At 54.6% G+C, this 12,930-nt stretch carries 17 protein-coding genes; 16 read left to right on the forward strand and 1 reads right to left on the reverse strand.

The features are described 5' to 3' along the window. Positions 1-59 precede the first annotated feature (59 nt). On the reverse strand, positions 60-1,118 hold the full coding sequence (locus AO268_RS23070; protein WP_060763792.1) for an RNA-guided endonuclease InsQ/TnpB family protein: 1,059 nt from the start codon (positions 1,116-1,118) through the stop codon (positions 60-62). A 166-nt stretch (positions 1,119-1,284) separates the two neighbouring features. Between AO268_RS23070 and AO268_RS23075 the strand changes: the two genes are divergently transcribed. The 16 genes from AO268_RS23075 (at position 1,285) to AO268_RS23140 (ending at position 12,886) form a co-directional block, all read left to right on the forward strand. Beyond that, positions 1,285-1,740 (forward strand): hypothetical protein, encoded by a 456-nt coding sequence (locus AO268_RS23075; protein WP_028622355.1) that lies wholly within the window; start codon positions 1,285-1,287, stop codon positions 1,738-1,740. Further along, on the forward strand, positions 1,737-3,203 hold the full coding sequence (locus tag AO268_RS23080) for a 3'-5' exonuclease (RefSeq protein ID WP_028622354.1): 1,467 nt from the start codon (positions 1,737-1,739) through the stop codon (positions 3,201-3,203). The genes AO268_RS23075 and AO268_RS23080 overlap by 4 nt, the downstream gene beginning before the upstream one ends. Beyond that, positions 3,200-4,003, forward strand: a complete 804-nt coding sequence (locus tag AO268_RS23085; protein ID WP_028622353.1) for a hypothetical protein — start codon at positions 3,200-3,202, stop codon at positions 4,001-4,003. The genes AO268_RS23080 and AO268_RS23085 overlap by 4 nt, the downstream gene beginning before the upstream one ends. 66 nt (positions 4,004-4,069) lie before the next feature. Continuing rightward, positions 4,070-4,798 carry a phospholipase D family protein gene (locus tag AO268_RS23090; RefSeq protein ID WP_028622352.1) on the forward strand — a complete coding sequence of 243 codons (729 nt, stop codon included), beginning with the start codon at positions 4,070-4,072 and terminating at the stop codon, positions 4,796-4,798. A gap of 456 nt (positions 4,799-5,254) precedes the next feature. Next, positions 5,255-5,614 carry a hypothetical protein gene (locus AO268_RS23095; RefSeq protein WP_023049098.1) on the forward strand — a complete coding sequence of 120 codons (360 nt, stop codon included), beginning with the start codon at positions 5,255-5,257 and terminating at the stop codon, positions 5,612-5,614. A gap of 93 nt (positions 5,615-5,707) precedes the next feature. After that, positions 5,708-6,676 (forward strand): AAA family ATPase, encoded by a 969-nt coding sequence (locus AO268_RS23100; RefSeq protein WP_099169975.1) that lies wholly within the window; start codon positions 5,708-5,710, stop codon positions 6,674-6,676. A gap of 75 nt (positions 6,677-6,751) precedes the next feature. Further along, the gene (locus AO268_RS23105; RefSeq protein ID WP_028622350.1) at positions 6,752-7,951 is read left to right on the forward strand and encodes a DUF3150 domain-containing protein; all 1,200 of its coding nucleotides are present in this window, start codon (positions 6,752-6,754) and stop codon (positions 7,949-7,951) included. 80 nt (positions 7,952-8,031) lie between these two features. Beyond that, positions 8,032-9,846, forward strand: a complete 1,815-nt coding sequence (locus AO268_RS23110; protein ID WP_033040889.1) for a nitric oxide reductase activation protein NorD — start codon at positions 8,032-8,034, stop codon at positions 9,844-9,846. A gap of 69 nt (positions 9,847-9,915) precedes the next feature. After that, positions 9,916-10,332, forward strand: a complete 417-nt coding sequence (locus AO268_RS23115) for a hypothetical protein (RefSeq protein WP_033040891.1) — start codon at positions 9,916-9,918, stop codon at positions 10,330-10,332. 73 nt (positions 10,333-10,405) lie between these two features. Continuing rightward, positions 10,406-10,792 carry a hypothetical protein gene (locus AO268_RS23120; protein WP_013100877.1) on the forward strand — a complete coding sequence of 129 codons (387 nt, stop codon included), beginning with the start codon at positions 10,406-10,408 and terminating at the stop codon, positions 10,790-10,792. 30 nt (positions 10,793-10,822) lie between these two features. After that, positions 10,823-11,089: a hypothetical protein gene (locus tag AO268_RS23125; protein WP_169838426.1), complete on the forward strand. Its 267-nt coding sequence runs from the start codon at positions 10,823-10,825 to the stop codon at positions 11,087-11,089. A gap of 67 nt (positions 11,090-11,156) precedes the next feature. After that, entirely contained in the window at positions 11,157-11,402 is a 246-nt protein-coding gene (locus tag AO268_RS23130) for a hypothetical protein (protein WP_013100879.1), read from the forward strand. A gap of 398 nt (positions 11,403-11,800) precedes the next feature. Beyond that, a complete protein-coding gene (locus AO268_RS33295) occupies positions 11,801-11,935 on the forward strand; it encodes a hypothetical protein (RefSeq protein ID WP_013100880.1) in 135 nt (44 codons plus the stop codon). 271 nt (positions 11,936-12,206) lie between these two features. Next, the gene (locus AO268_RS23135; RefSeq protein ID WP_011077965.1) at positions 12,207-12,413 is read left to right on the forward strand and encodes a hypothetical protein; all 207 of its coding nucleotides are present in this window, start codon (positions 12,207-12,209) and stop codon (positions 12,411-12,413) included. A gap of 1 nt (position 12,414) precedes the next feature. Then, positions 12,415-12,546 carry a hypothetical protein gene (locus AO268_RS33300; protein ID WP_255311629.1) on the forward strand — a complete coding sequence of 44 codons (132 nt, stop codon included), beginning with the start codon at positions 12,415-12,417 and terminating at the stop codon, positions 12,544-12,546. A gap of 142 nt (positions 12,547-12,688) precedes the next feature. Next, on the forward strand, positions 12,689-12,886 hold the full coding sequence (locus tag AO268_RS23140) for a hypothetical protein (RefSeq protein WP_013100883.1): 198 nt from the start codon (positions 12,689-12,691) through the stop codon (positions 12,884-12,886). Positions 12,887-12,930 lie beyond the last annotated feature (44 nt).

The raw sequence follows: 12,930 nt of genomic DNA on the forward strand, positions 1-12,930 counted from the left end.
GCTGGGACTTAACACCCATGCGATTTTTCAACAACCAAGGATTGACATCCTCCCCCGGCTTAAACGCCGGGGATTCCCTCTCCAGGACGCTCATGCCCGAGCGCGAGAATGTTCCTGGCCGCGTTCACGTCGCGGTCGTGAGTGACACCGCACTCACAGATCCATTCTCTTATTCCAAGCCCTGCGATACCTCTCGGCCTGCTGTCGGGCAATGCACCGCAACAGCTACAGGTTTGGGTGGTGTACGCCTCGTTCACAACCCTGAAGACGATGCCTGCGTGCGCGCATTTGTAGGCCAGCATTGTTTTCAGTTGACCCCAGCCGGCATCGAGCACCGACTTGGCCATCTTGGTTTTGACGAGTTTCTGCGAGCTGACATCGCCCACGATGATCGTGTTGCAGCGCTCGACCAGCGAGCGGCTGAATTTGTGTAAGGCATCCTTGCGCCGGTTGGCTATCTTGGCGTGGATTGCCCGCACGCGAGCCTTCTTGCCGGCACGCTGGGCGCTGGCCAGCTTGGGCTCCAGGTCGCGGTAGAAACGCCCATTCTCCAGCCGCTGCCCGTCGCTACAGGTGGCCACGTCCTTCAGGCCCAGGTCGATGCCTACTACCCCTTGCCCCGTCGATAGCTGGGTCTCCAGCTCGACGACCACATTGAAATACCAGCGGCCTCGGGCGTCTTCGCTGAAGCTGCCGGAGCGGAGGCGGTACTGGCCCAGCCCGTAGCTGTCCCAGACCTTGAAGCATCTGCCATTGTGGAACACCTGGCCGTTCTTCCAGCTCGCTGCGCCGGATTTGAACGGAATCCAGCCGAGCGAGCGGCGAACACCGATCGATTTACGCCAGCTCAGCCGGGCCTTCTTGAACTGCCGGCGGCGCGTGGCGTATTCCCGCGACACTTCCTGCAATGTCTGCGAGTGCAGGCCCAGTTCCTTGCTTGCGCCCTGGGTATAGCGATCTAAGTCGTAGGCCGACAGAAAGACCCCGCGCTCACGGATCGAGCGATGGCTGAGTTCGTTCAGGTAGTTCCAGACGAAATTCACCTGCCGGGCCATCTGGCGCAGCAGCTGAGTGTGTTTGTCTCGAACGCGAACCTGGAGGGTCTTGGTGTGCTTCATGTCGGCAGCGTGCCATAGCTCTGGAATAACCCAAGGTGAGCCATCGCTATTCTCCGGCCGCCCCGATCTAGGGCGGCGTCTGCGTAATTCAGACCAAAAAACCGCCCGAAACCAGACCTTTCCCCGCGACCTGCATGAAACGATCTCCTCACCTAAGGAGACTCACATGCCCAGCGAAAAATATCTTCCGGCGATATGCCGATCACCACTCATTGACTACCTGGCAGGCATCGGCTCGCACGCGGTCATGATTCTGACGTTCAGGCACAGCGGCGAAGAGCTGCGCTCGATGTCCAGTCGTCACGCTGCCGGCTTGATGGCAGTAGCGGTTGGCATGGTCGTCGCCTGTACCCACCTCGCCCCGAGCTCCAGCTCCACGCATAGCTTGGCGCTTTACACACTATTTCCCCTCCTCATAGCAGCAGCAGCCTTACGCACCTTCGGAATGCATGCCGTTGCAGGGTATGCGACGTTCCTGGTGGTGACAGAGCCGGTAGCCCTGGTTGTTCGCCATCTCCCAATGGGCGACCTGATTGATGCCGTGTTTTCGTTCTGGTGCTTAGCAGCGCTGTCTGTCTACGGCGGCAAATGTGCAAAAAACAGAATGGAGTCGCCTCAATGAAGTCGACCGCAGAACAGCTCCCCATCATCGAATACCAAGGTGACCATCTGGTGGTGAAGGCCTATGCCGGGTGCGGCAAGACGACAACGCTTGTTGCCTACGCCAACCATCACAGCCACTTGCGCATGCTCTATCTGGCGTACAACCGCGCTATCCGGGATGAAGGCGCGGAGAAGTTTCCGAAAAACGTAGTGTGCAAGACATCCCACCAGTTGGCCTGGCCGCAGTTTGGCCGACACTATCAGCACAAGCTCGGGAACATCCGTCTGACGGATGCTGCCGGGCTCCTCAAAACACGGAACTGGGGAGATGTTCGAGACGCTATCGCTGTGCTCAATGCCTACCTTTCGAGCGCTGACGAAGAAATCAGTGAGGCGCATTATTTTGCTGCGCTCAGCGAGGAAGAGGCAGCGGAGCACGGAGCCGATCACCTCGACCGGACGATAAATTCTGCCCAGAAACTCTGGGACGAGATGATCGATACCGAGAGCAAATTCCCCTGCCAGCATGACGCATACCTGAAGCTCTTCCAGCTCAGTAATCCCCAGCTGCCGTATGACGTGATCCTTTTCGATGAGGCGCAGGACAGTAACCCCGTAACTGCCTCCCTGGTCGCTGGTCAGAAGGCGAGGAAGATATTTGTCGGCGACAAATGGCAGCAGATCTACCGTTGGCGAGGGGCTGAGAACGCACTTGATACGCAGATTGTGCAGGGCGCGGCGTCGATGTTCTTGACCAACTCGTTCCGGTTCGGGCCGATGATTGCCGGCGTAGCCAATGCGATCCTCAAACAGCAAGGGGAAACACGTCCCCTGGTTGGGTTTGGTGCCCGCGACAAAGTGACGACATCGCTGCCCTCTGGATGTAACCACTACACCGTGCTCAACCGCACGGTGATCGGCGTGATCATGACGGCCATTGATGCTGTATCTGACGGCCAAGTTGTCTACTGGAACGGGGGGATTGAGGCATACCAAATCTCCGACCTCGAGGATGTTTACCATCTGAAGGTCGGCCGCAAGGATGAGATCCGCAACAAGCGCCTTTTCGGGCAGTTCAGCGACTTTGGAGGGTTTGCCGAAGCGGCAGAGGAGTCGAAGGATGCCGAGATGAATCGGATGCTCAGGATACTCAAGGAGCACAACGACATTCCGAAGTTGATCTCGGCGCTACGCCGCAACTCAACAGATGATCCTCTTGATGCAGATGTGATTGTGAGCACCTGCCACCGCTCGAAGGGGCTGGAGTGGGATGTGGTTGTCTTGGAAGAAGATTTCCCAGACATCTTCGACGAAGAGAAGATCACCCCTGATCAGCGGGTTGATGAGTTGAATTTGCTCTATGTCGCAGCCACAAGAGCAAAGAAGGTGTTGGTGATCAACAGCATCACCCAGGTCGTGATCCAAAAAAGTCACGCTGAGGCCAAGCGGGAGATGGAAGCAGCAGCGGGGCAGCGCGCATGATCTACCTCTATCTCGCGCTTTTACTGGTGCCGGCCGGCGCGATTTTTGTCTGGGGTAAGCTGGTGTCACAGTTTTCGGTAAAGACGTGGATCGTCTATCGGAACACTGGAATCATCGGCGGGCCTGTACATGAAATGGCGCACGCGATTGCATGCCTGCTCTTCGGCCTGCGAATCAGGAAGCTTGCTCTATTCGCACCGGATGCAATCACTGGGCAGCTGGGCTACGTCGAGTTTTCCTACAGCCCGTTTTCTCTGCGCAACTCGATTGGTCTCCTTGTTCAGGGCATAGCGCCCTTGTTGGCCGGGGGCGCAATCGCCGTTATCTCCCTTGGCACATCATACGATCAGAGCCTTCCCGACCAGGGATTGGTGCCGTTGGTTGTCTGGATCGGCGCTGTGGCCACCGGTTCTGTTACCGCGATCGTCGACTTGGGTACTGGCTCATTGCAGGGGTTTGCTCTGGCGTTACTCGTCCTGGTTATCTCGATGCACGCCATCCCAAGCACAGCCGATACCGCCCTGGGTCTCAAGGGATTCGCGATCATCGCGGTCGCTTTCGGCGGATTAATTTTCTTGCTCCAGATGATCCCATTCCAAGGAGAAGGCGTAGCAATGGCGTTCATCATCAAGGCAGCGGATCTGGGGACGCGCTATCTCGAGATCGGCATGTGGCATGCACTCAACGGCGCGGTGACGGTGGTGACCCTATCTGTAGTAGCGAGCTTAGTGCTGATCCTGCTCCCAGCGTTTTTCTTCCATCTAAAATCCTTCTGGGATGGAGCCCGTGGCCATGTTTGAGCACTTATGGTGCATGCAATCGCGGGTGCATTAGGCCCGAGCAATTCACGAAGTCAAGGAAATTATATGCCCAAGTTTCTTAACACCAGCGCTACCAATTACTACCTGGAGGAGCTGATCAAGAACGCCAAAGAGCGGCTGATCCTGATCAGCCCGTTCCTCAAAATCAATGATCGCATCCGCGAGCTGCTGGAAGACAAAAACCGCATGAAGATTGACGTGCGGATCGTCTACGGCAAGAGCGAGCTCAACCCTCAGGAAATTAACTGGCTCAAGGCCCTGACCTTCGTTCGCACGAGCTTCTGCAAGAATTTGCATGCCAAGTGCTACCTCAACGAAGAAGTGGCCATCATCACGAGCCTCAACCTCTACGAGTTCAGCCAGGTCAATAACAACGAGATGGGCATCCTGCTGACCCGGGAGGCTGACTCGGAGTGCTACCGCGATGCCTACGACGAGGCTCAGCGTATTGTCCGTGTAAGCGATGAGGTGCGTATTGCAATGGAAATGGTCGTCAAGGTCGAAGGCGGTGGCGCTGCTGCTCAGGCAGCATCGGCATCGACCGATGAGGCTGATGGTGGTTCAGGCGCTATGGCCAAGCTCACCTCTGCAAAGTTGGCTGCAAAAATGGGCATCAAGACGAAAGACCTGATGGATCGGCTTGTTGCGGGGGGATACCTCGAGCTTCGAGATACCATGCATTACCTGACAGACCTTGGTAAATCCGCAGGTGGCGAGTTCCGGAAGGGGCCTGGCGGTTTTTACTTTTTATGGCCGTTTGATTTTGATTTTTGACGCTTGTGTCGAGGCCCGACCGGCACGGAAAGCAAGCCTGAATGCCATGGAATTCCTCACCTGATGTGAGCCGGCCCAGAAGCACGATAAGCGAGCCGCCCAAGGCTGACTAAGGGCGGCTTTTCTTTCTCCTCCGGGCCTGCTTGACCGCAAATTTGCGTGATCCCAGAGGGTTGCAGGCATCCCTGTAAATAGGCATCATGGCCCTACCGAAAGGTGCGTAAGCTGCGCGCTATTGCAGCTCAAGAACCCTCACAGTCCCGATCGGGGCTGTTCAAGTAAGCATAAGTCCGTCTGACCTATGCTACCCCCCAGAATCAACCATCCACGCATGAGCGTAGATGTTTGTCCGTGCCTGGCACGGGTCGTTAGCTGCGACTCTAATCAGCTTAAAAACCTACCCATGCGGGGAAACCCGTATGGGATTTCTCCGCTCTGAAAACTGGAGTTGAGAATATGAGCAATACCAACGAAGTCGTTAATCTGACCAAGTTTAAAACTACCCGTGAACTCGAAGCCTTCGGGGTTCGTAATCTTACGAGTTGGAAGGAATTTCAGGAGATTCGTAATCTCCTTTTCTTCCCGGTGTTGCCGACCAAGGAAAGTGTTGCAAAGCGCGTTGAGCGTCTTGCCGAAATTGCCCTTGCTGAAGCAAAAAAATCTGGCACAACTACCGTTCTGGTCAGTTGCCCGCCATGGATGATGCATTCGCTGTGTGCCGAGCTGGTTTATCACGGGCTCACACCAGTCGTAAGCTTCACCAAAAAAACCAGTGAAGACAGCCTGTCTGTGATTGATCTGGTAGTTGCTGCGTAAACCTGCACAAAATAAACCGCCCACTGGGGGAGTCTTCCCCTATGGGGATTCTCCTTTTCTTGGGCAACTGCTTTCGAGAACGGAGAATATAAAATGCAATTCAATGCAAAAGTTGAGATGAAAGAGTTCGGCTTCAATACCAACGCGCAAGCGCCAGGTTTTGCAGAAGGACACCAGTGGATGCATCACGTCGCGCCGAAGAAGAAGTATTTTTTCCGCGAGATGCTGGTCAAGCCGTTCATGAGTTGGCTCTACGCTCCGTTTGGGGATAGCTGCATGCTCCTCGGCCCAACTGGATCGGGTAAGTCTTCGCTCGTAGAGCAAGTCACTGCCCATCTTAATTGGCCCTGCATCACCGTTTCGGCACATAGTCGGATGGAAATGCCGGAGCTTACTGGTTACAACCTGCCTGTCACTGATCCGGTGAGCGGCGACCTGAACACGAAGTTTGTGGATGGGCCGCTGACCCAAGCAATGCGTAATGGGTTTGTGTTCGTGCTCGATGAGTACGACACGCTTGATCCGGCAGTAACTGTAGGTCTGCACGCTGTCATGGAGGGGAGACCCTTGGTGATTGCGGAAAACAATGGTGAGGTTGTGAAGCCTCATGCCAACTTCCGGTTTGTCGCTTGCGGCAATACGGCGGGACAGGGTGATGCATCGGGAGTACATGCTGGCACCATGCAGCAGAACCTGGCATCGCTGGATCGCTTCCGAGTGTTTGGGGTTCCGTACCTTGAGGCTGATAACGAAGTAGCAACTTTGATATCTGCTTTGCCAATGCTTCCGGAAGAGATGGCGAAAAACATGGTGAAGGTTGCGAACTCCATTCGTAATCAACATCAAGGGTTAGGTGGTAATTACCTAAGCGTCACGATGTCCACTCGGACATTGCTTCGCTGGGGGCGTATCTCTTGTGGATACACTCACCAGGGCGCGGCTAATCCGCTTCAACTTTCGCTGGATGAATCGCTGCTCAATCGCTGCGATTTAGTTCAGAAGACAGCAATTCGTAAGATCGCCCAGAGTGTCTTTGGTGGCGATTGGAAAGTTGCTGTGTAAAAACCCTAAGGGGGAATCTCCCCCACCGGGCGCGATTCCCCCTTTTTCATGCATGTGAGAAAGGAGAATCGTGAAATGTCCATTCAACAGAATGAGATCAAAATCCTAGACCAACTACTGCTGGTCGATCTTTCCGGTATCCATCTGTGGACTGCTCGGAAAAAGCTTAAACCTGAAATGCTGGAGGGGAAGATTCCTCCTGCTATTTTGGCTTCACTCGGCTCGATGCGTGTAATCGACCCGGAGAAGCTGAAACCGTTTGAGAAGATCAAGCGGCAGGCTACAAAGGTGGTGGAAGAGTGTGGTGTGCGGTTCCTCGGTGGCTATGCAGTTTCCCAGGACAAGATCCAGGAGGTTGTTGACCGACTGGAAGCGCTCAAATCGCAATTCTACGACTTGAAAAACAACTTTCTCCCTAACTACGAACGCTGGATCACTGAGTGGATCGACAAGGGCTGGGAGAAGCAAGAATGGCGTGATGCTATCCGCACCTCGGTGACACCGAAGGCGCAGGTAGATGCAGGGATGCATTTTGGGTACGCGGCATGCCGTGTTTCCCCTGATGGCGACAAGCACCTCTCTAACACGCTGGGTACGCAGGTCCGTGGTTTGTCAGATCAGCTGTACGCTGAGACGGCAGATACAGCCGAGCGCTTGCTTGAAACAGGCTTGGCCACTCGTGGCCATGTCACACAAACGACGCTGAACACTGTTCGGAAGATCAACGCCAAGCTTCGCGGCCTGATGTTCCTGTCCAGTGAGGTCAAAGCCCTAACCGAACACATTGAGGAAGTCCTTGCGGCTCTCCCCAAGTCCGGGGTGGTTAATGGCTCTCAGTACAACAGCGTTGTAGCCCTTGTGTCGGCCCTTTCTGATGAGGACTCGATCAAGCGGCTGATCAAAAACCTGAACATTGCCAACGGTCATGAAGATGCATCGATGGCCTTCGTTCCAGCATTGCCTTCAGTTGAAACCGAGGCCCCGGCCGGTGTTGAAACAGAGGCTCCTACAGCAGTTGAGATCGAGGCCCCGGCCGAGACTGTCGCTGTTGTTGCTGTACCTGATGCTGAAGTACCCGCGGATGCCGTAACGATGGTCGAGGAAGAGCTGAGCGCAAGCGTAGCTACTCCGAGTTGTCACGACAGCATCAACGAAGTACCAGCAACACCCGAGGTTGTTGAACCAGCTGAATCCGTTCCAGTGGAGCAGTCTGAAGAACCCCTCGTAATCAATCCGTCCGAACCCGATATGCCCTTCGGCACCTTCTGGTTCTGACATCACACACAAACCCCGCGTGGGAGTAGCCCTCCTCGCGGGGTTACTCCTTTTCGCGGTGGCGAGAAAGGAGATAAACGATGAGCAATCAATCCCTGGTCGGCACTCTGCCGATCTATGCACAGCACCTTGCCGAGCTAACTGGCGTCAAAGTGCACGTTGAGGGTATCCAGGCTAAGACAGATGGAAAAAACGTATTTGTCCCCTTCACCGAGGACGATCTGCCGCTGTCCTTCGGGTACATCGCACATGAATGCTCCCATGTCCGCAACACAGACATGGGCTGCTTTCGCGACTCATGCCCGACACCCTTCCGCAAGAATCTGCTGAACATTCTTGAGGACATCCGCATTGAACGATTGAGCATGGATCAGTACCCAGGTACTGAGTCGGACATCCGCTACCTGAACCGCAAGGTTCTGCTTGAGCCGTTTCGGCCTGAGCAGGTGGATGACTGCCCGGCGCTCCATGTGATTCACAACGGAATTCTCTACGGCGGTTACTGGCTACTCCAGGAACCGCAGCTTGAGGTTCCAGCAAAAGCCTACCTGGCCCGTATGGAGACCCTTCTTGGGGCTGACCTTACGGATCAGATCCTGACCCTGGTGAAGAACACCCTGACGTGCGAGAGCACAACAGATGTTCTCGCTCTGGTGGACGCGATTATCGACCTGCTGCCTTCGCAAGAGGATGAGCAGGAAGATGAGCAACCGCAGCCCGAGCAAGGCTCGGAGGGTGCTCCTCAGGACTCGCAAGAGTCGGGTGGAGGCGATCAGCAGCAGGAGCAGAAGCAAGACGGTGGTGCGGGTGCAGGTGATGAAGGCAAAGAGGAGGGGCAACCCGAATCCAAGCAGGAAACATCTGATGGAGGCCAGTCCGGCTCCGAGCCGCAAGACCAATCCCAACCAAGTAGCGGCAGCAATGCCGGCGACGATGGCCAAGAAACCTCGCAGTCCAGCAATGGCAGCGGCAAACCTTCCCCAGAAGCCAGCAACCTGCGCGAGCAGGCCAAGGATGCAACCGAAGCCGACCTGAAAGGGTTGATCTCGGAAGTTGGCGACAAGGCGGGTGAGTTGCTAGGCCGTAAGGCAGTGCGCGACGGTAATCCGCTCCGACCATTCTCTCTGGATGGGAGGGGGAGGAACCGATCCGATCAAGCGAGCGTCCGCCGTGTGCAATTGGGCATCGAGCAATCTGCCGGTCTACGACAGTGCCTTAATGGGCTGTTACAGGCGCAGGTTGATTGCCGTGTTCGGCTGAAGCGGCAGGGCAAGAGGATCGACACTGGCCGTATCGCCATGATGAAAGGCGGCGAAACGCGGGTGTTTAGAAGTAAGTCTCGAGCAGAGCGTCAGTCTGCATCAATCCAGATTCTTCTCGACAAGTCGGGGAGTATGAAGTCTGCGATGGATCAGGCCGAAGCCGCAGTCTATGCGGTGCTAAGCGCGCTGGAGGGACTTCCGCTGGTGACAACCGGCGCGATGTCGTTTCCCAACAAGGCAAACGATGGCGTTGAGCGCTGCGCACTGATCAAGAGCCCGAAAGAGCGATTGATCAGGGCGGTAAGCGAAGGTGGCTTTGGTGTGATGTCGGAGGGCGGTACGCCTCTTGCGCAAGCACTGTGGCCGGCTGCTGTTGAAGTTCTTCGTGCGAAGGGCGAGAAGAAGATTCTTTTCGTCATAACGGATGGGGAACCGAACGCAGGTACTACTCATGCAGCGAAAGAGTTTATTCAGCGGTGTGAGGTCAGCGGCATCGAAGTGATTGGACTTGGTTTCGGAAGTGCCAATGAGCACATCCTGAAAGCATTGTTCAGCCAATACCGTGCTGTTGGGGAGGTTGCGAATCTCAAGAACTCGCTCTTTGAGCTTGTTCGCGAAGCATTAGCTGCCTGACAAATAACCATTCAACCCACTAGGGGCTTTCCCTAGTGGGAGGCCTCTGTCGGTTTGAGGAGGTCTGAAATGGAAAATACTGCGACTGCGTTGCCCTTGCTGGATCTGTTTGGGGAACAAGTAATTATTCAGCGCCGCTCGTTTGAGCGGAGACCACGGAGAAAGGCAAGCCATGCGCGAGTCTTTCAACTTGGATTTCTCGACATTCTGGAAATGTCAGACGCTGAGTTGGAAGCCCTGCGGACACGAGACGAAATCACCGATGATTACGTTGAGTGGATGCGGGAATACCTGCTGAAAATCACTCTGAGGCAGATCATTCATCCTCAGCTCAGTGAGCAGAATTGGCGCGAAGCAATGGATTGGGTACTTTCGGACGAAGTTCATCCGTTTAGCTTCCGAGTCTGTTGTGAAGCAATGATGTGCGACTTCGAAGATGTTCGCGCTACCACATTGAAAATCGCAGCCAAAGAACTGGTTAAGTAAATAGAAGCCCGATAGGGGGAAAGCCCCCTACGGGCTTTCTCCCTTTCTGCGTTTCGTAGAAATGGAGAATCAGATGAATGCTTATAAGGATGCCCAGGCCGGCGAAGCCAGGACGTTCGTTACTCGTAACGATCAGGTGGTCAAGCTAGTTGAAAGGCTGCTGAAACGCGCTGCCGGCGTTCTCGTCGAGAAGGTTTGCCGCAAGGCTATGACGGAAGGCGAGCTTCAGGTTGTAAAGCAGGCGGTTGAGCGTGGCGAGCTGTACAAGGTTTTCAGCCTTGTTCGTCCGGCTGCTGACCAAATGCGACGTGTGGACAGCAAGAACATTTACTGGGACTGGATTGATGCCTTCGGGAGCTATTCGGACGCAGTTGGCTCTTGCTGGCCATACATGAGCCAGGAGCGAAGAGCGTACGCTCTGCTGCACGCTGAAGAGCTGGCCAACGCAATCTGCAAATAACCCTACCGGGGAACCCCGGCGGGGTTCTCCATGAAAATGGAGATGAAAATGCACCGGTTTGTTGAAGAAAAGATGGCAAAAGCCGCGCCTGTTCCATGCGACTTCATCCTTGGCGATACCGTGACGGTGACAAATGGATACGGAGTCGAAATCCAGGGAAAGAAAATCCTTGGATTCGTCCGGGAGATCGATCCTGAGTTTCGCCCTGATGCATTCGTTTTTCTGGATTGGGATTGCTACTGGTTCCCGGTTTCGCCAGAAAAATTGAAGCTCGAAAGCAGATATTCAGGACTCTAAAAAACACAACCCAAGGGGGAGAAATCCCCCGCGGGGCTTCTCCCTGCATGGATGTATGGAGAAGTCGATGAACGCGATCCTCGAAGCTGCTCGTTTGCAAGGCCAGGCCTCGATAAGCCGTAAGGCTTGGGTAACCAAAGGGGGCACAAAGGTTCACCTATGGGAGCTGTCATCAGGGGGCGTCATCCTCCTGAAGCACTCGCGGGGAGAAGGTTTTTTCCAGCCGATAAAGCTGGAGGAGCCAATGGAGATGGTTGTTGACCGTTTCCGGAATAAATGCGGCCACAAGGTGTTCTCACCTAATGGGCTATGAGTGTGAAAGGGTGGCCTTCGGGTCACCCTTTTTTTTGGTTCGCCATCTTGTTAAAGGGCATCGGTTTGGTATCATCGCAGGCATAGAGCGGGCCTCAGGTCGAGCTCTCAAGAACCCCTCCAGCACAGAGCCCTCTGTGCTTAGAACTTAGCGCCATGCATGAGCATGTCCGCCAAGGCCTGAAACGTGTATGCGTTCAGGCAGTGTTCTCATCATGTATGTGATGAGTCACAAAAAGCAGAGCCACGCTTTCAAACCGGCTTAAAAATAGCACTCAAATTATCGACATCCAGGCAACTGGATATTGGTTTTTCTGCGTGCATAAAAAACCCGCAGCGGGGAGATTACTTCCCGCCAGGGTGGTTCTCCGTCTGCATCTTTTGCTAACGGAGAACACCATGAAAACTCTCATCGTCCTTACCGCTCTTGTTGTTGGTGGCATTCAACTTGGCTTCAAGGCGTTCGATGCAGGCGTTGAAACTGCTCAGCAGTCTCACACCGCAGAAATGATCAAGGCACGTCACGCGCTTTGATTCAATAAGGCTCTTGGCAAAAAGCTTTCGGTTTTACTGGAAGTCTTTGCTTCGTAAGAGGTCGTCCCGATGTTTCATGTAAACGCAATTGACGCTGTTCGCAGCGCATCATCGTTGGCAGAAAAATCGAACTTTGCCTATGCGATTTATTCGCAGGCAAATGGCTTTATTGTTGTTCTTCTAACTCAGCCGAACGGCTCGGAGTTGGAAATAATTAAACCCTGACGGGGAATCCCGTTGGGACTCCTCGTCTTTTTGAGGAGTAAAAAAGATGTACAAGAAAATACTATTCGACTGGATTAAGGCTTCACTTATGGGCGTTGGCTGTAGCTTGTTGGCAGCCGCTTTTGTTTCCATCGTTACACCAGGAACGCATCCGCTTGTCGTATCGTTCTGTCTGGTGCTTGGCGTGGTAATGATGATCGCCGATTTGGTGGTATCCTTGATTACAGCGATGAGCAATCCGAAAGGAGAATGAAATGGACTCGATGCAGATGCTTGTTTACGCAATCGTAGGCGTTGTCGGTGCTTTGGCCCTAACCGGCGTGATCGGTTATGTGGTCGCTGACCGTCTCGACAAGAAGCACGGCACGAACATCAAGGCCCACTGAGCCTTCCCTCAGGGGTTGGCCCAGTGAACGGATTCAAGTCTAGCTTCGGCTAGACCGCTGCGTGGTCACCCTCCGTGGGTGATCCACCAGAGCCCTTCCGTGTGAAGGGCTCTGGGGATCACCCACACCTGGAGAGTTGAACATGACCGCAGCAAACGCACTATTCTGCCAAGAACTCAAAGAACTGATGGTCGAGTCTGGACGGGTGTTCAAAGTCCCCGAGCAGATCGCCAGAACTGTTTCGTCCTCCGATCCGGATACCCGGTTCGTTAAATCATGGGCGGTGATTCATCGCTTGATCCCGAGTGATGGCCAGGTCTTAGTAGTGCCTGAGGCATGATCAAAAACACAGCGAGCCCCGGCCGGTGACCCCACCAGCCGGGG

The sequence above is a fragment of the Pseudomonas sp. ICMP 8385 genome (assembly GCF_002699915.1).
Classification (GTDB): domain Bacteria; phylum Pseudomonadota; class Gammaproteobacteria; order Pseudomonadales; family Pseudomonadaceae; genus Aquipseudomonas; species Aquipseudomonas gessardii.

Excerpts from the sequence above, each read along its gene's own strand:
- AO268_RS23120 (WP_013100877.1), top strand. The coding sequence starts at position 10,406 with ATGAATGCTTATAAGGATGCCCAGGCCGGCGAAGCCAGGACGTTCGTT.
- AO268_RS23110 (WP_033040889.1), top strand. The coding sequence starts at position 8,032 with ATGAGCAATCAATCCCTGGTCGGCACTCTGCCGATCTATGCACAGCAC.
- AO268_RS23095 (WP_023049098.1), top strand. The coding sequence starts at position 5,255 with ATGAGCAATACCAACGAAGTCGTTAATCTGACCAAGTTTAAAACTACC.
- AO268_RS23135 (WP_011077965.1), top strand. The coding sequence starts at position 12,207 with ATGTACAAGAAAATACTATTCGACTGGATTAAGGCTTCACTTATGGGC.
- AO268_RS23130 (WP_013100879.1), top strand. The coding sequence starts at position 11,157 with ATGAACGCGATCCTCGAAGCTGCTCGTTTGCAAGGCCAGGCCTCGATA.
- AO268_RS33300 (WP_255311629.1), top strand. The coding sequence starts at position 12,415 with ATGGACTCGATGCAGATGCTTGTTTACGCAATCGTAGGCGTTGTCGGT.
- AO268_RS23140 (WP_013100883.1), top strand. The coding sequence starts at position 12,689 with ATGACCGCAGCAAACGCACTATTCTGCCAAGAACTCAAAGAACTGATG.
- AO268_RS33295 (WP_013100880.1), top strand. The coding sequence starts at position 11,801 with ATGAAAACTCTCATCGTCCTTACCGCTCTTGTTGTTGGTGGCATTCAA.
- AO268_RS23105 (WP_028622350.1), top strand. The coding sequence starts at position 6,752 with ATGTCCATTCAACAGAATGAGATCAAAATCCTAGACCAACTACTGCTG.
- AO268_RS23100 (WP_099169975.1), top strand. The coding sequence starts at position 5,708 with ATGCAATTCAATGCAAAAGTTGAGATGAAAGAGTTCGGCTTCAATACC.
- AO268_RS23085 (WP_028622353.1), top strand. The coding sequence starts at position 3,200 with ATGATCTACCTCTATCTCGCGCTTTTACTGGTGCCGGCCGGCGCGATT.
- AO268_RS23070 (WP_060763792.1), bottom strand. The coding sequence starts at position 1,118 with ATGAAGCACACCAAGACCCTCCAGGTTCGCGTTCGAGACAAACACACT.
- AO268_RS23125 (WP_169838426.1), top strand. The coding sequence starts at position 10,823 with ATGAAAATGGAGATGAAAATGCACCGGTTTGTTGAAGAAAAGATGGCA.
- AO268_RS23090 (WP_028622352.1), top strand. The coding sequence starts at position 4,070 with ATGCCCAAGTTTCTTAACACCAGCGCTACCAATTACTACCTGGAGGAG.
- AO268_RS23080 (WP_028622354.1), top strand. The coding sequence starts at position 1,737 with ATGAAGTCGACCGCAGAACAGCTCCCCATCATCGAATACCAAGGTGAC.
- AO268_RS23075 (WP_028622355.1), top strand. The coding sequence starts at position 1,285 with ATGCCCAGCGAAAAATATCTTCCGGCGATATGCCGATCACCACTCATT.
- AO268_RS23115 (WP_033040891.1), top strand. The coding sequence starts at position 9,916 with ATGGAAAATACTGCGACTGCGTTGCCCTTGCTGGATCTGTTTGGGGAA.